19 protein-coding genes are annotated in these 21,383 nt (G+C 73.6%); 14 read left to right on the forward strand and 5 right to left on the reverse strand.

Annotation, left to right across the window (positions count from 1 at the left end; genetic code table 11):
* Positions 1-136 precede the first annotated feature (136 nt).
* Positions 137-571, forward strand: coding sequence for a 50S ribosomal protein L13 (gene rplM, locus K7C98_RS22095; RefSeq protein ID WP_224193707.1), 435 nt, complete (start codon positions 137-139; stop codon positions 569-571).
* A 25-nt stretch (positions 572-596) separates the two neighbouring features.
* Complete coding sequence (gene rpsI / locus K7C98_RS22100; protein WP_224193708.1) at positions 597-995, forward strand: 30S ribosomal protein S9; 399 nt, start codon at positions 597-599, stop codon at positions 993-995.
* 338 nt (positions 996-1,333) lie between these two features.
* On the opposite strand, the gene K7C98_RS22105 is transcribed toward rpsI, so the two are convergent.
* On the reverse strand, positions 1,334-1,981 hold the full coding sequence (locus tag K7C98_RS22105; RefSeq protein WP_224193709.1) for an RNA recognition motif domain-containing protein: 648 nt from the start codon (positions 1,979-1,981) through the stop codon (positions 1,334-1,336).
* 349 nt (positions 1,982-2,330) lie between these two features.
* On the opposite strand from K7C98_RS22105, the gene K7C98_RS22110 reads away from it, so the two are divergent.
* The 7 genes from K7C98_RS22110 to K7C98_RS22140 all read left to right on the forward strand — a co-directional run bounded on the left by K7C98_RS22110 (position 2,331) and on the right by K7C98_RS22140 (position 9,399).
* Positions 2,331-4,199, forward strand: coding sequence for a type I restriction-modification system subunit M (locus tag K7C98_RS22110; RefSeq protein WP_224193710.1), 1,869 nt, complete (start codon positions 2,331-2,333; stop codon positions 4,197-4,199).
* Positions 4,196-5,521, forward strand: coding sequence for a restriction endonuclease subunit S (locus tag K7C98_RS22115; protein WP_224193711.1), 1,326 nt, complete (start codon positions 4,196-4,198; stop codon positions 5,519-5,521). Before K7C98_RS22110 ends, K7C98_RS22115 begins: the two co-directional genes overlap by 4 nt.
* Positions 5,522-5,800: 279 nt before the next feature.
* Complete coding sequence (locus K7C98_RS22120; protein ID WP_224193712.1) at positions 5,801-6,190, forward strand: hypothetical protein; 390 nt, start codon at positions 5,801-5,803, stop codon at positions 6,188-6,190.
* Between the two features lie 178 nt (positions 6,191-6,368).
* The gene (locus K7C98_RS22125) at positions 6,369-7,448 is read left to right on the forward strand and encodes a WD40/YVTN/BNR-like repeat-containing protein (protein WP_224193713.1); all 1,080 of its coding nucleotides are present in this window, start codon (positions 6,369-6,371) and stop codon (positions 7,446-7,448) included.
* Positions 7,449-7,464: 16 nt separating this feature from the next.
* Positions 7,465-8,154: a hypothetical protein gene (locus K7C98_RS22130; protein ID WP_224193714.1), complete on the forward strand. Its 690-nt coding sequence runs from the start codon at positions 7,465-7,467 to the stop codon at positions 8,152-8,154.
* 151 nt (positions 8,155-8,305) lie between these two features.
* Entirely contained in the window at positions 8,306-9,016 is a 711-nt protein-coding gene (locus tag K7C98_RS22135) for a hypothetical protein (protein ID WP_224193715.1), read from the forward strand.
* An 83-nt stretch (positions 9,017-9,099) separates the two neighbouring features.
* Positions 9,100-9,399: a peptidyl-tRNA hydrolase gene (locus K7C98_RS22140; protein ID WP_224193992.1), complete on the forward strand. Its 300-nt coding sequence runs from the start codon at positions 9,100-9,102 to the stop codon at positions 9,397-9,399.
* Positions 9,400-9,555: 156 nt separating this feature from the next.
* Here K7C98_RS22140 and K7C98_RS22145 read toward each other — a convergent pair whose 3' ends face one another.
* The 3 genes from K7C98_RS22145 to K7C98_RS22155 all read right to left on the reverse strand — a co-directional run bounded on the left by K7C98_RS22145 (position 9,556) and on the right by K7C98_RS22155 (position 12,565).
* Entirely contained in the window at positions 9,556-10,545 is a 990-nt protein-coding gene (locus K7C98_RS22145) for a hypothetical protein (RefSeq protein ID WP_224193716.1), read from the reverse strand.
* 351 nt (positions 10,546-10,896) lie between these two features.
* Entirely contained in the window at positions 10,897-11,346 is a 450-nt protein-coding gene (locus tag K7C98_RS22150; RefSeq protein ID WP_224193717.1) for a putative ABC transporter permease, read from the reverse strand.
* Between the two features lie 277 nt (positions 11,347-11,623).
* Positions 11,624-12,565 carry an AraC family transcriptional regulator gene (locus K7C98_RS22155; protein ID WP_224193718.1) on the reverse strand — a complete coding sequence of 314 codons (942 nt, stop codon included), beginning with the start codon at positions 12,563-12,565 and terminating at the stop codon, positions 11,624-11,626.
* A gap of 100 nt (positions 12,566-12,665) precedes the next feature.
* Here K7C98_RS22155 and K7C98_RS22160 point away from each other — a divergent pair, with 100 nt between their 5' ends.
* The gene (locus K7C98_RS22160) at positions 12,666-13,115 is read left to right on the forward strand and encodes a nuclear transport factor 2 family protein (protein WP_224193719.1); all 450 of its coding nucleotides are present in this window, start codon (positions 12,666-12,668) and stop codon (positions 13,113-13,115) included.
* A complete protein-coding gene (locus K7C98_RS22165) occupies positions 13,115-13,942 on the forward strand; it encodes an NAD(P)H-binding protein (RefSeq protein ID WP_224193720.1) in 828 nt (275 codons plus the stop codon). Before K7C98_RS22160 ends, K7C98_RS22165 begins: the two co-directional genes overlap by 1 nt.
* Positions 13,943-14,255: 313 nt before the next feature.
* On the opposite strand, the gene K7C98_RS22170 is transcribed toward K7C98_RS22165, so the two are convergent.
* Complete coding sequence (locus tag K7C98_RS22170) at positions 14,256-15,770, reverse strand: vWA domain-containing protein (protein WP_224193721.1); 1,515 nt, start codon at positions 15,768-15,770, stop codon at positions 14,256-14,258.
* Between the two features lie 278 nt (positions 15,771-16,048).
* On the opposite strand from K7C98_RS22170, the gene K7C98_RS22175 reads away from it, so the two are divergent.
* The 3 genes from K7C98_RS22175 to K7C98_RS22185 all read left to right on the forward strand — a co-directional run bounded on the left by K7C98_RS22175 (position 16,049) and on the right by K7C98_RS22185 (position 21,381).
* Positions 16,049-16,660, forward strand: coding sequence for an RNA polymerase sigma factor (locus K7C98_RS22175; RefSeq protein ID WP_224193722.1), 612 nt, complete (start codon positions 16,049-16,051; stop codon positions 16,658-16,660).
* Between the two features lie 6 nt (positions 16,661-16,666).
* Entirely contained in the window at positions 16,667-20,227 is a 3,561-nt protein-coding gene (locus K7C98_RS22180; RefSeq protein WP_224193723.1) for a serine/threonine-protein kinase, read from the forward strand.
* A gap of 218 nt (positions 20,228-20,445) precedes the next feature.
* Positions 20,446-21,381: a hypothetical protein gene (locus K7C98_RS22185; protein ID WP_224193724.1), complete on the forward strand. Its 936-nt coding sequence runs from the start codon at positions 20,446-20,448 to the stop codon at positions 21,379-21,381.
* Positions 21,382-21,383 lie beyond the last annotated feature (2 nt).

Raw genomic sequence — 21,383 nt, forward strand, 5'->3', positions numbered from 1 at the left:
GACCGCGGCCACCGCCGGGCATGTGAGTCTGAGCCCGAACCTCCCGGCGAGGAGCTCACAGGAGCCCGGCGGGCGACGCCTACGCCGCGTCCGGCGCTTGACAGCCCCGGGGTGCTCGCGTATCCATCCCCGGCCCATGGGTACGCACTACCCCAATCCCGCCGATATCCGCCGCGACTGGCTGCTGATCGACCTCACCGGTCTCACCCTCGGTCGCGCCGCCTCTCAGATCGCCAACATCCTTCGCGGCAAGCACAAGCCGACGTTCACCCCGCATCTCGATGCGGGTGACTTCGTGATCTGCATCAACGCCGACAAGGTCAAGCTCACCGGCGACAAGCTCGACAAGAAGTTCTACTACTTCAACTCGGGCTTCCCGGGCGGCATGAAGTCCGCCTCGGCGCGCACCCTGCTCGCCAAGAAGCCGGAAGAGCTGATCACGATCGCCGTCCGCCGCATGCTCCCCCGCTCGCCGCTGGGTCGCGCCACCGTGAGCAAGCTCAAGGTGTTCGCCGGTCCCGAGCACAACCACTCGGCCCAGCAGCCCAAGCCCTACAAGCTCCCGTTCTGACACTCCAGCATCCACGGTTCGTCTCATGGCCAAAGACACGATGAAGTACTACGCCACCGGCCGCCGCAAGAGCGCGGTCGCCCGCGTGTGGCTGTTCCCCGGCGAGGGCAAGATCCTGATCAACCGCCGCGAGGCCGACAGCTACCTCTGCCGCCCGACCAACCTCAAGCTCATCGAGCAGCCCCTGGTCGCCGCCGGTAGCCGCGAGAAGTACGACGTGTGGTGCACGGCCAATGGTGGCGGTCTGTCCGGCCAGGCCGGCGCGATCCGCCTCGGCATCGCCCGCGCCCTCCTGCAGGTCGACCCCGAGGCCCGCTCCTCGCTCAAGAGCGCCGGCTACCTCACCCGCGACTCCCGCGCCGTCGAGCGCAAGAAGTACGGCCGCGCCGGCGCCCGCCGTCGCTTCCAGTTCAGCAAGCGCTGAGCCCCCCGGCGCTCGCGCCACCCGAGAGCGGAGCTCACCAGCTCCGCTCTCGCTGCTTTTGGTCGCCGCGCATCCCGTCCTCCTGCGCGTGCCGTCTCCCGGCGCACGGCCGCGACTCCCCGCATCGAGAACATGTCTCTCGGAGCATGTCCCCGACGCCATGTACGCTCGGGCCTGCCCTCCAGACCATGTGTGGTCCGCCCGAGCTGACGACGCCGACGCGAGCGGCGCGGAGCCCGACCGCGACGGAGCGCCGTGACCGGCTCCGGCAGATCGCCTCCCGTTCGCGACGACGGCGGTCGTGAGACCGCCGCCGTGCTCATCGGCCCTCGCCGCGCTCAGTAGTCCGTGTCGAGGTCGCCGTCGCCTTCCTCGTGGCGGCGGCGGCCGCGACCGACGCGTTTCTTGGCGCGGTCTTCGCCCTCGTCGCGATCCCGACTGCGGTCGCGGTCGCGATCGCGGCGGCCACGGCCCTCGGCGGGCGCAGGTGCGGGCGGCGGCGCAGCCGTGAAGCCACGCGGAGACATGCCCCCGCCGGGGCCGGCGTCGAAGTTGCGAGGCGGTCGCCCCGGGCCGCCGGACGGTCCGGGCGGGCGCGACGCGAACCCGCGATCACCGGCAAAAGCCTCGCGCGGCGGCGGGCGCGAGTCGGGCGCTCCGCGGCCTTCGCCCGGACGACCGGGCCCGCGCGGGGGACCGTCGAACGAGCGCGGCGGTCCATCGGGACGCGGCCCGCGTGGCTTGTCCTCGGCCACGCTCACGCGGATCTGCCGCGTGTCGAGCGTCGCGCCGTCCATCGCCTGCATCGCCGACTCGCTGTCGGCGGGGTTCTGGAACGCCACGAACCCGAAGCCACGCGAGCGTCCCGTCTCGCGGTCGGTCACCACCTTCGCCTCGGTCACTGTGCCGAAGCGAGCGAACGCTGCCCTCAGACCCTCGTCGGTCGTGTTCCAGCTGAGCCCACCGACAAATAATTTCCTCGCCATTCTCTCTTCGCCCTGTCGCGCGTGCGCGCGGCGCCTCACTTCGGATGCTGCTCGCGATCCCTGTCTCTGTCAATCCGAGCCCCCGTCTGCGCCGCAGACGGGCGCGTCGTCCCGCTCTGTTGTCCGGGCCACAAGCGGGCCCGAATGTCGTACAAAACCCACGGCCTTCGGCCTGCCGCGCCGACTGCCTCCGGCCTGCCGCGCCGCCCCAGCGCCACGCCCTTCGACCCTACGACCTGCGCTTCCAAGCCGTTCCCGCGACCTCCCGCACCTCGCCTTCTCGGGCCCCGAACCGCGTCCTCGCCCGCGCCCGGCGCCGGCGCGCCCCTCCCCGGACTTCCCCCGCTTCATGTTGTTCTCACGCCACGAAATGATCCTCGCGGCCCTGGAGACGCCGCGCCTGATCGAGCTCGCTCGACTCCTGCAGATCCCCGAGCCCGCGCGACGCCAGCGCGCCCAACTCATCGACCTCCTCTGCACCGCCCGCTATCACGAGTTCCGCGGCTTCCTCGAGCGGCTGAGCGTGCTCGAGCTGCGCGGCGTCTGCGAATTCATCGGCCTCCGCGACGTCCACGGCGACCCGGCCGACATCATCGATCGCCTGCTGTTCATCGACCGCTCGTCTGGGCCCCCGCCCGCACCTGCGGCTCCGGGCGCGCCCGCAGCTCCGGCCTCGGGCGGCGCGCCGCCGGCCCCGAAGCGCCGCGGCGCCAAGGGCCCCGCCCGCGGTGAGCTCGGCTTCGAGGCCACCCTGTGGCAGGCGGCCGACCGCCTGCGCAGCAACATGGACGCCGCCGAGTACAAGCACGTGGTCCTCGGCCTCCTCTTCATCAAGTTCGTCAGCGAGGCCGGTCCGCCGCTCCGCGCCGCGGGCGCCAAGCCGCCGCCCACGCGCGGCTTCAAGGTCCCCGCCGCCGCGCGCTGGGACAAGCTGCTGCAGAAGGCCCGCTCGCCGCTCCTCGGCCACGACCTCGATCAGGCCATGGCCGCGATCGAGGCCCAGAACCCGACCCTGCGCGGGATCCTCCCGCAGATCTACCAGCGCCCCGGACTCGACGCCGCCCGCCTCGGCGAGCTGCTGCATCTCCTCGACGACATCCCCGACCTGGGGTCGCAGGGCCGCAAGGCCCACGACGTCCTCGGTCGCGTCTACGAGTACTTCCTCACCTGCTTCGCCTCGGCCGAGGGCCGCAACGGCGGGCAGTTCTACACCCCGCCGAGCGTCGTCGGCCTGCTCGTCGCCCTGCTCGCGCCGACGCGCGGCACCATCTACGACCCCGCCTGCGGCTCCGGCGGCATGTTCGTGCAGAGCGAGCGCTACTTCGAGGAGCACGGCGGCCACCGCGGCGAGCTCAAGATCGTCGGCCAGGAGTCGAACCCGACCACCTGGCGGCTCGCCCGCATGAACCTCGCCATCCGCGGCATCGAGGGCGACCTCGGAGCTGAACCTTCGGACAGCTTCATGCGCGACCTCCACGCCGACCTCAAGGCGGACTACATCCTTGCCAACCCGCCGTTCAACGCCCGCGCCTGGGGTGCTACCGCCTTGGCCGAGGACCCGCGGTTCTGCTTCGGCCTCCCGCCCGACGCCAACGCCAACTTCGCGTGGGTCCAGCACATCCTCTATCACCTTGCGCCGCAGGGCCTCGCCGGCCTGGTGCTCGCCAACGGCTCGCTGACGGTCGGCGGCCGCGAGGGCGAGATCCGGCGCCGGATCGTCGAGGCCGACCTGGTCGACGGCATCATCGCCCTGCCCGCGCGGCTGTTCTACAGCACCGCCATCCCCGTGTGCCTGTGGCTGCTCGCGCGCGACAAGGCCGGCGGCCGCGACCGCCGCGGCAAGATCCTCATGATCGACGCCCGCGACATGGGCGCCATGCTCGACCGCACCCACCTCGCCCTCCGCCCCGAGGAGCTGGCCGAGATCGCCGGCATCTACCACGCCTGGCGCGGAGCACCTGTCGCCGAGGGCATGTCCAAGCGGACATATGCCGACGTGCCCGGGCGCTGCTGCGCCGTCGACCTGCCGACCCTCGCCGAGCACGAGTTCATCCTCGCGCCGACGCGGCACGTGCGGCCGCCCGAGGCGGCGAACGCCGCGCCGGCGTTCGCCGAGCAGTTCGCCGCGCTGCGCCGCGAGCTGCTCGAGCAGATCGAGCGGGCCGCCGGGCTCGACCGCGACATCGCCGACGCGCTGGCCCGGGTCGAGGTCCCGTGAGCGCGCCGGCCCACTGGGTGCGCACCACCCTCGACGCGATCAAGGCCGACAGCGAGAACGCGATCGCCGGCGGCCCGTTCGGCTCCGACCTCACCCAGGCCGACTACGTCGACCACCCCGACGGCGTCCCCGTCATCCGCGGCTGCAACCTCGGCCACGGCGAGCGCCGCTTCTACCCGGACGAGCTGGTGTTCGTGCACCCGGACAAGGCCGAGGCGCTGCGCCGCTCGCAGGCCCTGCCCGGCGACGTCATCTTCACCCAGCGCGGCACCGTCTCGCAGGTCGGCCTCGTCCCCGACGACCTGCCGTGGCGGCGCTTCCTGCTGTCGCAGAGCCAGATGAAGCTGACCTGCGACCCGGCCCGCGCCGACCCCGAGTACGTCTATTACTGGTGCCGCTCGCCCGAGGTCCAGCGCTACGTCGAGAACTGGACCATCGCCGCCGGCGTCCCGCACACCAACCTCAGCACCCTGCGCCAGACCCCGCTGCTGCTGCCGCCCCTGCCCGAGCAGCGGGCCATCGCCGCCGCCCTGTCGGCCCTCGACCGCCGGATCAGCCTGTGCGACGACCAGCGGGCCGTCCTCGTCAAGCTCGTCGACCTGCTCTTTCGGACATGGTTCATCGAGCATCAGCCGACCGCCGACAAGGCCGTAGGAAAGCGCCACCCCACCGTCGACCCCGAGCTGTACAGCCGGCTCGCCCCGGCCTTCCACGAGCACGACGACCGCCGGTTCCCGCTCGCCTACCGCCTGCTGCCGCTGACCGACCTGGCCGAGTTTCAGAACGGCAGCGCGTTCGGCATGAGCGACTTCTCCGCCGGCGAGGGCCTGCCGATCATCAAGATCGGCGAGCTCAAGCAGGGCATCACCCGTCAGACCCGCTACTGCGTCCACCGCGACAACTCGCGCCGCATCGACCGCGGCGACCTGCTGCTGTCCTGGTCCGGCAACCCGGACACCTCGATCGACACCTTCCTCTACTTCGGCGGCCCGGCCTGGCTCAACCAGCACATCTTCAAGGTCGTAGCGCCGCGCCCCGAGGACCGCGCCTACATGTTCGGCCTGCTGCGCAGCCTCAAGCCCAAGCTGCTCGCGTTCGCCCGCGCCAAGCAGACCACCGGCCTCGGTCACGTCACCCTCAAGGACCTCAAGACCCTCGTCGTCGAGTACCCGCCGGTCATGATGCGCGACGCCTTCGACGGCCTCACCGCGCCCTACTTCGCCAAGATCGGCGCCTGCGACGACCTCCGCGCCACCCTCGTCGCCGCCCGCGACGACCTGCTCCTCCGCCTCATGTCCGCCCAGGCCCGCCTGCGCCTGTGAACGCCGGCGGCGAGACAATGATGATATGTCCCGAGAGACATATCGCCATTGCGCCCGCGTCGCCGCCCCCGCAAAGGCAGGCACCACGACGCACCGCGCCTCGAGCCGGCTGCTCGGCCGATGCCGCCCCGCCCGTGCCCTGGGCCCGATCGCCCGCGCCGCTCGTCCGTGGTGGTGCGCGTCGCGCCGCGAGGGTATCTTCGCCCGCGGTCGTCCCTACCCGTCCCTCTCGCCCGGCGCGCCGCGGCTGCTCGCCTTCAATCACCCGGAGGATCGCGCATGAAGACCATCGTCCGAATCGGCGCGCTGTACAACGCGAGCGCGCTGGTCGTCTTCGTCACTCCCGGCCTCATGCCGGCGCTCGGCGTCCCGCTGCCCTCGCCGTTCTGGGTGTGGCTGCCCGGCCTCCTGTCCCTGTTCTACGCCATCGTGCTGTGGCTGTCGGCCGCCGACCTGCGCCGCTACGGCGCGTTCCCCTACTACAGCGGCATCATCCGCCTCGGCTTCGCCGCCCTCACCTTCACCCTCGACTTCCCGGGCACGGCCGGCCGGATCACCGCCCTGCTCGGCGCCATCGACCTCGTGCTCGGCCTCGCCTGCGTCGTCGGCATCCCCCGCGCCAGCGGCCGCACGCCGCTGCAGCTGCTGACCAACCGCGGCGGCGATTGACGACCTGGCACGAGTGACATGCTCCCTCGAGCATGCCCCTTTCGACATGTTTTAATAAAAATGTCCATCCGGACATGTCCGGAACGATACCCGCGAGGGCCCGAGCGCGCGTGCGAGCGCCGCGCGAGGCTCCGCCGCGCCCCTGCCCATCCGCGGCCGCGCGCGCTACAGTCGGCGCATGCCCGCCCCCTCGCGCGTCTGCTCCCTCGCGCTCCTGCTCGCCGCCTGCCCGCCCGCCGCGGAAGGCGACACCACCACGACGAGCAGCGCCAGCGACGCGACCACGACGACCACTGGCGCGACCACGACGACCGGGCCGACCACCGAGCCGACCACCGGCGCGCCCCCGGCCGGCTGGTCCGTCGCCCTCGAGCTCGGCGTCGACAAGGGCGCGCTGTTCAGCGTGTGGGGCCCGCAGCCGGACGACGTGATCGCCGTCGGCGGCCAGGGCCTGGGCCCGGAGTCGAAGGGCCTCGCCCTGCACTGGGACGGCACCGGCTGGAGCGAGCTCGCCTTGCCCCCCGGGACCACGCGGCTGCACTGGCTCGCCGGCGTCGGCGACACGCTGTGGGCCGTCGGCGAGGCAGGCACGGCGCTCCGGCGCGACGGCGAGGCCTGGGTCGCCGTCGAGACCGGCGTCAGCGTGCCGCTGTGGGGGATCTGGGGCGCGAGCCCCGAGGCGATCTGGACCGTCGGCGGCGACGGCTTCGTCGGCCCGCCGGTGGTGCTGCGCCACGACGGCGCCGCCTGGCAACCCGAGGCCCTGCCGCCGCTGCCGGAGGGGTGCCACGCCCTATTTAAAATCGTCGGCACCGGCACCGACGATGTCACCGCGGTCGGCGACTTCGGCGTCGTCCTGCACCACGACGGCGCGACGTGGACCCTGCAGGACACCGACTCGATCGCCGACCTCATCAGCGTGAGCGGCCCCGAGAACGGGCGCCTGGCCGTCGGCGGCCGGGCCAACGCGCGCCTGACCTGGTGGAACGGACAGGCGTGGTCCGGCGCCACGCTCGATCGCCCCGGCCTGTCGGGCGTGTGGGTCGGCAGCGACGGCTCCGCGCTGGTCACCGGCTCCGAGGGACAGATCCTGCGCGTGCCCGCAGGCAGCCTCGAGCCGGTGCCCGAGGACAGCCCGACGCTCCTGCTGCTCCACGCGGTGTTCGGCTTCGACGCGGGACCGCGCTTCGCCGTCGGTGGCAACCTCGCCGGCATGCCGCCGCACGTCGGCGTGATCGTGCAGCACCCCGGGCCATGACCGCGTATCATGCGGCATGCGCCTGAATTCGCCGCTCGCCCTGCTCCCGACGCTCCTCGCGTGCGCGCTCGCGTGCGCGCCCGAGGCCGCGACGACCACCGATCAGCCGACCAGCTCGACCACCTCCGACACCACCTCCGACACCACCTCGACGTCGCCCACGACCACCGACGACGCCACCACCGGCGCGCCGACCACCACCGGCGACACCACGAGCGAGACCACCGGCGCGCCTGCCGACTACTGCTGGGGCCTCGACGCCGACGCGCCCCAGCCGTTCCTCGAGCTGTACGACCATCAGGGCGACCCGCTCGGCGACGGGGTGACCCTGCCGCTCGAGTGCGGCGTCCAGGGCCTGTGGATGTTCGGCCTCTACCCCAAGTTCGGCGGCTGGGACCCGATGGCCGACTGGGTCACCTTCACGCTCACGGTCGACGTCGAGGGCTTCGACATCAACCCGGCCGGGCACTTCTTCAGCGGCGACGTCAGCTACTACGTCGGCTGTGAGGAGCTCGATGGCGGCGTCCCGGGCGTCGTCCCGGTCCTGCCGCCCGACGAGCTGGCCGACCTCGCCATGGTCGACGGCCTCACCGCGAACGTGCACGTCGAGCTGGCCGCCGGCGGTCAGACACTGACGTTCGACGCGACGATGCCGCTGTCCGCCCCGACCGAGCTCACGCAGGAGGGCTGCACGCTCGGCGGGTGATTCCGTGCACCGGCGGGCTACGCCGGCGCACGGACTGCCATGAATCGGCCTGCCATGAATCGGCGAGTTGACCCGCGATACGCGGACCGCGCTTGGCCGCACACCGCCGTGAACGTGCAGCACCCCGGGCCCCGACCGCGTATCATGCGGCATGCGCCTGGACTCCCCGCTTACCCTGCCCCCGACGATCCTCGCGTGCGCGCTCGCGTGCGCGCCCGAGGCCGCGACGACCACCGACCAGCCGACCGGCTCGACCACCGACGATACCACCACGAGCGCGCCCGCGACCACCGACGACAGCACCACCGACGCGCCGACCACCGGCGCGCCGACCACCACCGACGCGACGACCACCACCGGCGACACCACGAGCGAGACCACCGGTTCGCCGGCCGGCTACTGCTGGGGCCTCGACGACGACGCGCCCGAGCCGTTCCTCGAGCTGTACGACCATCAAGGCAACCCGCTCGCCGACGGCGTGACCCTGCCGCTCGAGTGCGGCGTCCAGGGCCTGTGGATGTTCGGCCTCTACCCGAAATTCGGCGGCTGGGACCCGATGGACGACTCGGTCACCTTCACGCTCACCGTCGACGTCGAGGGCTTCAACATCAACCCGGCCGGGCACTTCTTCAGCGGCGACGTCAGCTACTACGTCGGCTGCGACGACCTCATCGGCGGCGTGTTCGGCGTCGTCCCGGTCCTCCCGCCCGACGAGCTGGCCGACCTCTCCATGGTCGACGGCCTCACCGCGAACATGCACGTCGAGCTGCACGCCAGCGGCCAGACCCTGACGTTCGACGCGATGATGCCGCTGTCCGCCCCGACCGAGCTCACGCAGGAGGGCTGCACGTTCGGCGGGTGACGCAGCAGCGCTACCTGTCCCTCCGGACATACCGCCCCGGTGGACGCGCGGCGCGATCCGTGCCAACGATCGCGCCCGTGAAGATGTACATCCTGATCCGCGCCGGCGTGCCGCTCGGCTTCGCCATGGTCGCGTGCGCGCACGCGTCGCTGGCCGCGTACCTGCAGTTCCGCGACGCGCCCGAGGTCGCGCAGTGGCTCGCCGGCCCGTTCCGCAAGGTCGTCTGCAAGGTCGGCGACGCCGAGTTCGCCGCCGCGCGGGCCGCCGGTGAATTCGTCGTGATCACCGAGTCCGCGCTCGACGGGGCCGAGGTCGCGCTCGCGTTCAAGCCGCGCGCCGAGTGGCCGCGGGCGTTCCAGTTCTTCCCACTGTACCGCGCGTGAGCCCGTGCGCCGGGCCTGCTGCCCCGGCGCACCGACTGCCATGAATCGCCCCTGGCATGAATCGGCGAGCGACCCGCGATACGCCGGCCACCGCGCGAACGACTCACACCAGGGCGGTCGCCGGCCGGCCCGCGCCGACCGGCGGCGGCGAGCGGCTCAGAAGCCCTCGCAGGCCTTCATCGTGCCGTCGAACACGTTGGGGTTCATGCACACGTCGACGGTCGAGCAGCCGCAGGTGCCCTCGAAGCACTTGTCGGAGTACATCGTGCCGGCGCAGTCGCTGTCCTGACCGCAGCCGCACACGCCGTTGTTGCAGACGGCGAGCTGCGGCAGGCCGGTGGCCGCGCAGTCCGCGTCGGAGCCGCACTCGCAGCGGCCGGTGTCGACGTTGCACATCGGGTGGCCGCCCTGCGCCGGGCAATCGGTGTTGGCCTCGCACGGATCGACGCAGACCTCGTTGTCGCACTTGGCCCCGGTCTTGCCGCAGACCGTGATCTGCATGCCGCCCTCGATGGCGTCGATCATCATCTCTTCCATCGTCAGCGTCTCGCACATGATGATGTCGCTCGGCGTGATGGCGCACTTGCCGACGCCGTCGCCGATGTCGACGCAGGCGTAGCCCATCATGCAGTCGGCCTGGGCCGCGCAGTCCATCACCCAGCCGCTGAACAGCGCGTTGCACTGCGTGTCGACCGAGCACTTCGACGCCGCGTTCTGGCAGCGATTGTCCTGGCAGGTGTAGCCCATGTCGACGCCGCCGATCAGGCAGTCGGCATCGCCGGCGCAGGCCTCCTGGCAGAACTGACCCGAGCCGGCCCCGGTCGGATCCTCCGTCGTCGTCGGCGGGGGCATGGTCGTCGTCGACGTCGGTGCCACCGTCGTCTCGGTCGCCGCGGTGTCGGTCGCCGCCGTGTCCGTGGCCGCCGTGTCCGTGCCGGCCTCGGTGGCGGTGCCGGCGTCAGTGTCGTCCGTCGTCGCGCCCATCGTCTGGCTCGCCATCGTCGCCTGCGTCGCCTGCGTCGCCTGCGTCGCCGAGCCCGAGGTCTCCGTGTCCCCGCCCTTGTCGTCACCGCAGGCCAGCGGCGCGGCGCACAGGGCCACGAACAGGGGGAGCACGGGCGTCTTTACAAGAAATGAGAGTTGCATGGCCGCGAGGGTACATCACACGCCAGCCGCCGGCCACGCTCGGGATCGCCGATCAACGGCCTGGTCTTTGAGACATGGTAGAACGAGTTTCTCCGTGAATCATCAACGAGGCCACAATCGCAGCACAACGCGCCCGTCGATCGCGCAGCGGGCTCGGCCGTGACGAATCCGGCAATCACAATACATTCCGCGGTACGCCGGCAATGCCAGCGATTCAGCGTATCCGCGGAGCTCGCAGGGACGGGCCTCGCGGACGTTTCGGGCCCAATCTTCGGTTTGCCGGCTGCGCGATTCACCGCGGCGAGCCCAGGCGCGCGAGCGAACGCTTCGGGTCGACCCCGCGGCCGCTCGTCACATCGCCGCGACCGCGTCGTGGACCCGCTCGAGCACCAGCCCGAACACGAACCACAGCGGCGCGTAGTCGAAGCGGATCAGCCCGTGCAGGTGATAGCGCGAGTAGCTGTAGTCCCACGGGCAGCGACCGGTCAGCCGGCACAGCAGCGCGCCGGCGACGTACTCCACGGCGAAGATCAGCACCGTCCACAGCGCCCCGCGACCGAGCCACGGCCAGCTGCGGATCGCGTCGTGAAGCCGCTCGAACAGCAGCCCGCCGAGCCCGTACACCGGGAACATCCAGAGATACGTGTGACCGAGCAGCCTCAGGCGCTGCTCGCGGCTCAGCCTGGTGGGTCCCTTGTCGTCGCCCAGATCGCCGCGCACGCCGGTGAACAGCGAGCAGATCGCCGTCCACAGAATTTCGGCGCACCAGCCGACCGCTCCGTATACGAGAACATGGGTCATGGCGACCTCGGTCGACGTCGTGCCGGAGATGACTCCGTCCTCCGCGCTCGCAAGCGACCAGGGCCACGTTCCCGTCCGCGACACGTCCGCGGCCCGATCGAGCGCCGCTCGGGCGGACCCCGCGGACGCCCGCGAGATCGCCGCGGCCGCGATTCACCACAGTCGGCCGCTCGCCCGCGGTCGTTCGTCCGGCCGCGCCGAACCGGCGAGGTCCCAGCCTCATCACCAGGAGCTCACAAACTCATCGGAAGACGTCCCGGATACCCGGGCATGACCTTCAGGACATGTCTTTCGCGCCATCGGCCCGCGCCGCGTCCGGCTGCCGCAGCGCCCGGCGGTAGGCGACGGGCGCGGTGCCGCGGGCGCGCACGAAGGCGCGGGTGAACGCGGGCTCGCTGGCGTAGCCGACGCGGGCGGCGATCACCTTGATCGGCGCGTCCGTGGTGGCGAGCAGGCTGGCGGCGCGATCGAGGCGCAGGCGGCGGAGGTAGCTGCCGACCGGCTCGCCGAGCAGCGCGGTGGTGCGGGCCGCCAGGGCCGAGCGCGACATGCCGACCTGCGCCGCCAGCTCGCCGAGCTCCCACGGCCTCTCCGGCTCGGCGCGCAGGCGCAGCAGCGCGGCGACGACCCGGTCGTCGCGCAGGGCCTCGGCGCCGGGCAGGGTCCCGGCGCCGGCGCGCAGGGCCTCGGCGAACAGCGCCTGGGCCCACGAGGCGGTGATCGTCTCGCGCAGCGACGGCGACAGCGCGCGGGCCCGGCCGAGCAGCGCGAGCGTGTCGGCCAGCCAGCGGCCGAGCTCGGGCTGCTCGCCGGTGATGTGCACGACCGCGGGCAGCAGCGCGAGCCACGGGGCGTCGGCGTGGTCGACCTGCAGATCGACGACGACGAGGCGGGTCGTCGGGGTCCCGGCGCTGACCCACACGTCGGCGGCGGTCTGCTGCATGCCGACGCAGGCGCTGCCGTCGCGCGGGATCGGGGTCGCGGCGCTGTCGCGGATGACGTGCTCGTCGGCCCGCGGCAGGAACGCGAGCTCACCTGCTCGAAGAGACAGCCGGCGATCGGCGACCACGAGCTCGCCGCCGCCGTGCAAGGCGGCGTACAGCTTGGCGCTGGCGCGGGCGGCCCGGCGGTGCTTGCCCCAGCGCCCGCCGAGCTCGAGGCTGGTGACCTCGCTGCCGAGGACGACGAGGGAGCGCGCGAGGGCGTCGAGCTCGGTCATCGGCCCGCAGCATAACCCGGGCCGGCGCAGGACGGACGGATCGGCGAACCGGACGCGCGGTGCGGCCGGGGCGACTAGCTTCGCAGGCACAGGAGACGCCATGCACGACCCCGAACGACCCATGCGCGCGGCCGCAGCGCTCGCGGCGCACCTCGATCTCATCGCCGGCGACATCGAGCGCTGGCTCGCGCTGTTCGCCGACGACGCGATCGTCGAGTTCCCCTACGCCGCGAGCGTCGGCTCTCCGCCGCGCCTGGTCGGCAAGCCGGCGATCGCCGACTACTTCCGCCGCACGCCCGCGGTGTTCCGCGGGCTGAGGTTCCGCGACCTGCGGGTCCACGCCACCGTCGACCCCGACGTCGTCGTCGCCGAGGTCCACGGCTCGGCCACGCTGGCCCCCGGCGACGTCGCCTACGAGCAGGATTACGTGATGGTGCTCGAGTGCAAGGACGGCCTGGTCGTCCGCTACCGCGAGTACTGGGACCCCGCGGCGGCGATGGCCGCATTCGCCAAGCACGGCGGCATCCTCGCCGCGCTGGGAGGTGTGTGATGCGCGTGCTCGTCATCGGAGGCACCGGCAAGACCGGCAGCGCGGTGGCCCGCGGCCTGCGGGCGCACGGGGAGACGCCCGTGATCGCCAGCCGCAGGCCGAGCGGCCCCGACCAGGTCCATTTCGACTGGGCCGACCCGGGCACGCACGACGCGGCGCTGCGGGGCATCGACGCGGCGTACCTGGTCGCGCCGGCGCTGGTCCGCGATCCGGCGCCGCGGATGGTGCCGTTCATCGACCGCGCGCTCGCCCGCGGGGCGCGGCGCTTCGCGCTGCTCAGCTCGTCGGCGATCGACGCGAGCATGCCGGGCGTCGGCGCCGTCCATGCCGCCCTGGCCGCGCGCGCGCCGGAGTGGACCGTGCTGCGGCCGTCGTGGTTCATGCAGAACTTCTCCGACCCGCAGCACGCGCTCGGCCGCGAGCTCCGCGACGAGCGCACGATCGCCAGCTCCACCGGCGACGGCCGGATCGGCTTCATCGACGCCGAAGACATCGCCGCGGTCGCGGTGGCCACGCTGCTCGCGCCGGCGAACGCGGCGCTGGTGCTCACCGGGCCCGAGGCGCTGTCGTACGCCGACGCGGCCGCGATCCTGTCGCGGGTGCTCGGCGAGGCGGTCGTCCACCGGGCGCTGACCCGCGCGGCCTGGGAGGCCCACGTGATCGCCTCCGGGATGCCCGCCGACTACGCGGCGCTGCTCGGCGCGCTCGAGCAGGCGATCGCCGGCGGGGCCGAGGACCGCGTCACCGACGAGGTCCTGCGCCGCACCGGGCGAGCGCCGCGCTCGTTCGAGGCCTTCGCGCGGGCGGCGTTCGCCGCGGCGCCGTGAACATATGCCCGAAGAGACATGTGCAATGATATGTCCCTCGGCGCAGGTGACATGTCGCTTCGAGCAGATAAAGATCGCGGGCCGGTCGCAAGGTGGGGCGAGCTGATGAAGGGCATCGCCATAAGAGATAGTAAGCACACCTCGCGGCCGGCCCGCGAGCCGCGCCGGCGCCGCCGCGGCGGCGATCACCGGGCGCGAGCAAATTCGGGCGAATCGTGGCACATGGCCGCGCGCGGGCGTACGGCGGCCGATACGTGCATGATTCGCCTTTCGCTGTTCACTCCGCACAATAGGACATCGAAGAGACCGCGCCTCACAGCCGCTCGAGGATGCCGCGGATCTCGGCGAGGTCGGGGTCGCCGGGCAGGACCGCCTCGGCGCGCGCCAGGGCGGCGAACGCCGGGGCGAGCGGGTCGCTCGCGCCGCGGCTCAGCGCCTTGAGGCTCTCGGCGTAGGCGTACACGGCGGCGCCCTTCTTGAGCATCGCCGACTCGGCGGCCAGCACCTCGCCGAGCTGCAGCGAGACCGAGGTCTCGCGCTCGGCGAAGGTCACGCCGTCCTTCCACTTCACGGCGACGGTGAACTCGGCGTTCGGGTCGACGCTCGCGGGGGCGCACGACTCGATCGTCTGGTGGAACACCATCGCGTCGTTCGGCGCCAGGTGCTGCGGCTCGATCTCCGCCGCGTCCTCGGAGTACTCCTCGCCGCTGAAGGCGACGATCGAGAAGCCCGGCGGCATGTCGAGGCGCACCCGCACGTCGCGCGCGGCCACGCCCATGGTCTGCACGAAGCGCTCGGAGAACATCTTGCGCGCCTCCTCGGCCGAGGGGATGAACAGCGAGGCGCCGCGGCCGACGTCGGTGACGGCGTCCATCAGCGCGTCGTGGTACTGCTCGGGGTAGCCGACCCCGACACCGACGAGGTAGATGCCGTCCTGGTCCTGGTCGCCGGCGCCGTCGGCGATGATGCCGATGTCGGTGATCCCCGCGTTGGCGCCGCCGTCGCTGACGAGGACGACGCGGTTGACCCGCTCGCCGTCGAAGTGCTGGTGCGCGAGCTCGTAGCCGGCCCGCAGACCGCCGTTGAGGTCGGTGCCGCCGCCGGCCTCGAGGTCGTCGCACGCGGCGACCACCGCGGGGTCGTCGGGCCCGACGGCGACGTGGCCGGCCAGCTTGACCGCGTTCTCGGTGTCCCAGCCGACCAGCGAGACGACGTCGCCGGCGCGCAGGCTGCCGGCGATCCGGCGGCACACCTCGCGCTCCATCTCGATCGCCAGACCCGACATCGAGCCCGACTCGTCGAGCACGAGGGTGATGTTCATGAGCCGGCGATCGGCGTCGGGGATCGACTCGCCGGCGACGCCGATCTGCATGACGTACTGCCCCTCGGGCATGCCGTCGACGCGCGTCAGCTCCGGCGTGACGGTGACCTGGCCGGGCTGCGCGGCCGGGTACTTGAACGAGTAGTAGTTGAGGAACTCCCACGTCCGCAGCGGCACGCCCGCGAGGTCGCCGCGGCTGAGGATCGCCTCGCGCGCCTGCACCGGCGAGGACGTCGAGTTCGAGTCGTCGGGCGAGAGGTAGAGCGTCACCGGCGTCTCCTCGTCGCACGCCGGCGCCTCGCCGGCCTGGGCGTCGTCGGGCTGGACCGGCTCGTTCGGCGACTCCTCCGGCGCGCCCTCGCCGTGGCTGTCCTGGTAGTACCCGCCGGCGCTGCCGTCGTCGCCGCACGCGCCGGTCAGCGCGGCCAGCAGCGGCGCAATCGTCAGCCCGAGCCCCCGGCGCGAGCCGGCGCGCGAAAGTCCACAGTTTTTAAGATTCGTAAGCATGGTGTCCTCGTCGCTCCCCTGCGGAGTAACCGCGGCGAGCGTTCGAATTGCGAGCAGCGACGATTTTTTGCCCGGCGCCCGCGGAAGAGCCCGCCGAGAGACACGGGTCCGCGCCGCGGACAGCCGGGCTGTCGAGCGCCGCGCGCCCATGGGCCCGCGGGGCGCCGCGATCCGGAGCCCACCGGTCCGGCGGCTCGCCGCGCGCACGCGGTCGCGCGCGCGACGCTCCCGGACGGCGCCTTGCCGGCGGGCGCGCGGGTCTGTTACGGTGCCTGCCCGTGGCGGACGCCAGCGATTCGCAGCTGCTCACGGCCTGGCGCGCGGGCGATCAGGCGGCCGGCGAGGCGCTGTTCGCCCGGCACTTCGCGTCGATCGCCCGCTTCTTCCGCAACAAGGTCCAGGGCGACATCGAGGAGCTGATCCAGCGGACCTTCCTCGGCTGTCTCGAGGGACAGCAGCGCTTCAGCGGCGAGGGCAGCTTCCGCGGCTTCCTGTTCGGGATCGCCCGCAACGTGCTCTACAACCAGCTGCGCAGCAACCACCGCCACGGCCAGCCGCTCGACCTCGACGAGGTGTCGCTGTGCGAGCTGGGCCCGACGGCCAGCGCGGTGATGGCCAAGCAGCAGGAGGAGCAGCTCCTGCTCGACGCGCTGGTCCGGCTGCCGCTGGCGCACCAGCTGGTGATCGAGCTGTTCTACTGGGAGGAGCTCAGCGTCGCCGACATCGCCGCGGCGCTGGAGGTGCCGGTCGGCACGGCGGCGACCCGGCTGCGGCGCGCGCGGCAGCTGCTCGAGGAGCAGATGGCGATGCTGACCAGCTCGCAGGCGGTGCGCGAGGCGATCCCGCTCGGCTTCGAGACCTGGGCCCGCAACCTGCGGGCGCAGCAGTAGAGCGCCATGGACCCGGAGCGCCCAGGTCCGCGTCCCGGCGCGCTGTCGGACCTCGAGGCCAGGCTGCTGGCCGCGGCGGTCGGCAAGCGCCTGTTCCAAAGGCCAGCCGAGCCGGTGCAGCTCGGCCGCTACCGCCTGCTCGGCCGCCTCGGCCAGGGCGGCATGAGCGTGGTGTTCCGCGCCCAGGACCCGCAGCTGCGCCGCGAGGTCGCGGTCAAGCTGCTGCACTCGCCGCGCGGCCAGCCCGACCCGGAGCAGCTGGCCCGCCTGCGCCGCGAGGCCCACGCGCTCGGCCGGCTGTCGCACCCCAACGTGGTCCAGGTGTTCGAGATCGGCGAGGCCGACGGGCAGACGTTCGTGGTGATGGAGCTGGTGCGCGGGACGACGCTGTGCGAGTGGCTGCGCGAGCGCCCGCGCGAGCCGGCGGAGATCGTCGAGGTGCTGGCGCAGGCGGGGCGCGGGCTGGCGGCCGCGCACGCGGCCGGCATCATCCACCGCGACTTCAAGCCCGAGAACGTGCTCGTCGGGGCCGACGGGCGCGCCCGCGTGGTCGACTTCGGGCTGGCGCGCGCCAACCCCGGCGCGCCCGCGGAGACGGCGACGGGCAGCCTCGAGGCGCCGCTGACGAAGTCCGGCACGGTGCTCGGGACGCCGGCGTTCATGGCCCCGGAGCAGCTCCAGGACCCCGGCCGCGCCGAGGCCCGCTCGGACCAGTTCAGCTTCTGCGTGATGGCCCACGAGGCGCTGTACGGCGAGCGCCCGTTCGAGGACCTGGCCGCGGTGGCGGCCGGGACCCTGCGCGCGCCGCCTGCCGGGACGAAGGTGCCGGCGACGTTGCGCGAGCCGCTGCTCCGCGGGCTCCGCCGCGACCCGGCCGAGCGCTGGCCGACGATGGACGCGCTGCTGGCCGCGCTGGCGCTGCCGGAGACCGCGGGACGGCCGGCGCGGCGGCGCTGGTGGCTGGCCGGCGCGGGGGCCGTGGCGGCGCTGGCGATCGCCGGGCTGGCGGTGCCGGCGTGGTCGAGTTGGCGCGAGGCGGCGGCGGCCGAGCGGACGCTCGCTGCCGTCGAGCAGCAGCTCGCCGGCCTGCTGGCGGACGGGGCTGCCGCCTCCGGGCCGCTGGTGCTGGCGAGCGTCGCCGACGCGCAAGCCGGGCGAGCCTGGGCCCGCTGGGCGCGGCTGCTCGAGCAAGCCCAGGAGGCCGCGGCGCGCGAGGCCTGGGCGCACGCGTTCGTGTTCGCCGAGGGCGAGGTGCAGGCGCGCGACGAGGCGCTGCTCGGGCTGGCACGCGCGGCCGCCGAGCGCCGCGAGGGAAGAACGGCGCGCGACGGCGGGCCCAGGCGGCCCGACAGCGGGCACAACCCCGCCGGCGCTCCCGCGACGGCGCGCGACGGCGCGCATGGCTCGGCCGAAGCTTTCGCCGCGACGCGCGACAGCGCGCACAATCCGTCCGACGCTCCCGCGACGACGCGCGACAGCGCGCATGGCCCCATCGGAGCCCCCGACGCGGCGCGCGGCGGCGCGCATCGTCCGTCCGACGCTCCCGCCATCACGGGCGATGGCGCGCACGGCCCCATCGGAGCCCTCGACGCAATGCGCGACGGCGCGCATGAATTGGCCACCGCACCCGTGGCGACGCGCGACGGCGCGCACCCTCCGCCCGACTCTCCCGCCGGGACACGCAGCGGAGCACGTCGCGGGCCTCGATCCGGCGGCGGTGCGCGCGAGGCCGCGCGGGTGCTGGCGCTGATCACCGCCGAGGCGCCCGAGCTGAGCTCCGCCCCGGAGCTGGGCCCGTTGCGGGCCGCGGCCGCCGTCTCGCCGCCGGCGAGCCGACCCGCCGGCGCCCGGGATGGCGGCGCCCCGGACCGCGAGACGGCCGGCCTCGGCCCCACGGACCCCGCGCCGCTCGAGCAGCGGCTCGGCGACGCCGGGGTGCCGCGCGGGGTGATCGCGCTGGCCCGGGCCGGGCTGCTCGACCTGTCGGCGGCCACCCTGCTCACCCTCGCGGGCCGGGCGGACCCGCCGACACGCGCGCGCTGGCGGCTGGCGGCGTCGGCCCTGGTCGCCGCGACGGGCGACGATGCGCGGGCGCTGGCCCTCGCGGTCACGGCGGCCGCCGAGCCCAGCGTGCGCGACGCGGCCCTGGCCGAGCAGGCCAGCCTGCTGCTGCGAGCCGGGCGCGTCGAGGAGGCCGCGCGGGTGCTCGCCACGCGGCTGGCGGAGGCGACCCCCGAAGCCCGGCCCGAGGTCGAGGCCCTGCGCGATCGCCTGGCCGCGCTGCTGGCCGCGCGCACGCGCCTGTCGCTGCGGTTCGGCGACACCGATCCGTGGACCGCGGTGGCGCCCGCGGCCCTGCGCAGCGATCCGCTGGACCGGACGCTGGTCGTCGACAGCGAGGGCGGGCTGCTCGCGGCCTGGTCGCTGGCGCAGCGCGCCGATCGGCTGCTCGTCGAGCTCGCGCTCGAGCCCTCGGCGCTCGCACCGGGCGGCGTGTTCGTGGTGCGAGTGGCCGGCGCCGAGACGGCGGCCCAGCTCGAGCTGCACGTCGCGGCGGACCACGAGTCGCCCGCGCTCGAGCTGCGCTGCGCGGCCTCGATGTCCGAACCGACCGCCCACGCCGACGACGCCGTGGCGCGGGCGGCGGACGACGGCGCGCGCACGACCGACTCGGCAGGGGGCTCCGCCTCGCCTGCGACCGCGAACGATCGGGCCCGCGGCGCCGCGGACGCGACCCCTGCCGGCGACGCGACCGTCGCCTCGCTCGGTCCGGTCCGCGTCGACGGCACGGGCGTCCCGCTGCGGCTGCAGCTCGACGTCGCCGCCGACGCCCTCACCTGTCGAGCGCTCGACGCCGGCCGCTGGCCCGCGCTCCGCGAGCAGGTGGCGCTGCCCGGCCGCTGGGTCCCCGGCCCGCTCGCGCTCGAGCTGCGCGGCGGCGAGGCCCGCATGCGCGTGCGACTCACGGCGCTCGAAGTCCTGGGCGCGGTGCCGGCGACGGTCGGACCGCCCTCCCCGCTGGCCCGGGCGGCCGCGCGGCTCGTCGACGGCGATCCCGGGGCGGCCGCGGAGCTCCTCGCCGAGCTCACCGGCCCGCGCGCGCGGCTGTGGCAGGCCCTCGCGGCGATCCGGCAGGCGCGCTGGCAGATCGCCGGGCCCTCGCTCGAGCGCGTGCTCGCCGACGAGTCCGGGCTCGCAGCGCTGCAGCGCTGGCTGCGGGCCGATCCGGTCGGCCTCGCGCCGGCGCTGCGGCACTTGCTCGGCGAGCCGCGCTTCCTCGACCTGTTCGCGCGCGCGTGGCAGCGCGAGCTCGACGCGCTGCAGCTCGCGCCCGAGGTCGTGCGGCTCGTGCTGGCCGAGTTCGCCGGCCTCGACGCCCGCTGCGACGGCGCCCAGGCCTGCGCCGCGCTGCACCGCGTCCACGGGCGAGCGCTGGTGCAGATCGGCGAGCCGGTGCGGGCGCGTCGGGCCTTCGAGGCCGCGCTCGCGGCCGCGCCGGAGGACGCCGAGGGACGCGCGCTGGCCCGCCGGTTGGTCCTCGACCTCGCGCTCGTCGGGTCGCCGTGACGGGGGCGCTCCGGTCGTCGGCAGCTCACCACGACAGCAGCGCGCGAGCCCTCGACCTCGCGCTCGCCGACTCGCCCTGATGGGGCCAGCTCGCGGTCCTGGGCCTCGACTCCGGCGGGTCGATCCCTCGCACATGGCTGGCCCGGGCCACGCCTCGTTCGGCGTCGCATGAAACGCAGTTGACGGGGCCCGGGGCGCGTGCTGTGCTTCCGCGAACGATGCGCGGCACGTCCCTGTTGTGTGGCCTGTTCGGCGGCGCGCTGCTGTGCGGTTGTGGCGACGACGGCGGCGGCTCGGCCGGCGGCGGGCAGATGTACACCACGCGCAGCAGCGTCAGCGACGGCATCGCGGCCGCGGGCGACGTGTTCGTGGCGGCCGGCCAGGGCGTGTTCGGCCTGTTCGGCGGCTCGGGTGCCCACCAGATCCGCGACGGCTGGAACGTCGAGTACCAGAAGCTCCTCGTGTCGCTCGGGAGCGTCATCCTGCGCCGCACCGACGACGGCGACCACGAGATCGTCGCGCGCGTCATCGTCGACCTGCAGGCCCTGCCCGATGACGGGGTCCTCGTCGACCACGTCGACGGCCGCGGCGGACCGGGCTCGGTCGACTTCACGCTGCCGCCGGCCACCGGCGACAGCGTGGCGCTGTCGCCGGGCACGCTCGAGGCGGACGCCGAGATGATGAACAAGAACGGCTGGGCGTTCTACATCGAGGGCACGATCGAGAAGCGCGACGGCTACTCGTGCAAGCCCGACGCCCCGGCCGACTGCGTGCAGGCCCCGACGATCCGCTTCCGCTGGGGCCTGCCGCACGGCGCGGCCTACACCGGCTGCGAGTGGAACGACCCGTCCGTCCCCAGCCAGAACGTCACCCTCACCTTCCCCGCCGTGTCCTGGCTGCAGACCACGATCGCCACCGAGACGACGACGATGCGCGCCCAGTGGATCGCCGACGCCGACCTCGACCGCGACGGCGAGACCACGCTCGACGAGCTGCAGCAGATCGACGCCGCCGCGCTGCTCACCCGCCGCCGCGGCTACGAGCTGTCGGGCGCCGCCGGCCCGATCGACACGGTCTACGACTACCTGCGCGAGCAGGTCCGCGTCGCCGGCATGCGCAGCTGGGGCCGGTGCACCACCGCCTCCGCGCTCTGACG

It is taken from the genome of Nannocystis pusilla, from assembly GCF_020073745.1.
Lineage (GTDB): Bacteria > Myxococcota_A > Polyangia > Nannocystales > Nannocystaceae > Nannocystis > Nannocystis radixulma.

Excerpts from the sequence above, each read along its gene's own strand:
- rplM (WP_224193707.1), top strand. The coding sequence starts at position 137 with ATGGGTACGCACTACCCCAATCCCGCCGATATCCGCCGCGACTGGCTG.
- rpsI (WP_224193708.1), top strand. The coding sequence starts at position 597 with ATGGCCAAAGACACGATGAAGTACTACGCCACCGGCCGCCGCAAGAGC.
- K7C98_RS22105 (WP_224193709.1), bottom strand. The coding sequence starts at position 1,981 with ATGGCGAGGAAATTATTTGTCGGTGGGCTCAGCTGGAACACGACCGAC.
- K7C98_RS22110 (WP_224193710.1), top strand. The coding sequence starts at position 2,331 with ATGTTGTTCTCACGCCACGAAATGATCCTCGCGGCCCTGGAGACGCCG.
- K7C98_RS22120 (WP_224193712.1), top strand. The coding sequence starts at position 5,801 with ATGAAGACCATCGTCCGAATCGGCGCGCTGTACAACGCGAGCGCGCTG.
- K7C98_RS22125 (WP_224193713.1), top strand. The coding sequence starts at position 6,369 with ATGCCCGCCCCCTCGCGCGTCTGCTCCCTCGCGCTCCTGCTCGCCGCC.
- K7C98_RS22130 (WP_224193714.1), top strand. The coding sequence starts at position 7,465 with ATGCGCCTGAATTCGCCGCTCGCCCTGCTCCCGACGCTCCTCGCGTGC.
- K7C98_RS22135 (WP_224193715.1), top strand. The coding sequence starts at position 8,306 with ATGCGCCTGGACTCCCCGCTTACCCTGCCCCCGACGATCCTCGCGTGC.
- K7C98_RS22140 (WP_224193992.1), top strand. The coding sequence starts at position 9,100 with ATGTACATCCTGATCCGCGCCGGCGTGCCGCTCGGCTTCGCCATGGTC.
- K7C98_RS22145 (WP_224193716.1), bottom strand. The coding sequence starts at position 10,545 with ATGCAACTCTCATTTCTTGTAAAGACGCCCGTGCTCCCCCTGTTCGTG.
- K7C98_RS22150 (WP_224193717.1), bottom strand. The coding sequence starts at position 11,346 with ATGACCCATGTTCTCGTATACGGAGCGGTCGGCTGGTGCGCCGAAATT.
- K7C98_RS22155 (WP_224193718.1), bottom strand. The coding sequence starts at position 12,565 with ATGACCGAGCTCGACGCCCTCGCGCGCTCCCTCGTCGTCCTCGGCAGC.
- K7C98_RS22160 (WP_224193719.1), top strand. The coding sequence starts at position 12,666 with ATGCACGACCCCGAACGACCCATGCGCGCGGCCGCAGCGCTCGCGGCG.
- K7C98_RS22165 (WP_224193720.1), top strand. The coding sequence starts at position 13,115 with ATGCGCGTGCTCGTCATCGGAGGCACCGGCAAGACCGGCAGCGCGGTG.
- K7C98_RS22170 (WP_224193721.1), bottom strand. The coding sequence starts at position 15,770 with ATGCTTACGAATCTTAAAAACTGTGGACTTTCGCGCGCCGGCTCGCGC.
- K7C98_RS22180 (WP_224193723.1), top strand. The coding sequence starts at position 16,667 with ATGGACCCGGAGCGCCCAGGTCCGCGTCCCGGCGCGCTGTCGGACCTC.
- K7C98_RS22185 (WP_224193724.1), top strand. The coding sequence starts at position 20,446 with ATGCGCGGCACGTCCCTGTTGTGTGGCCTGTTCGGCGGCGCGCTGCTG.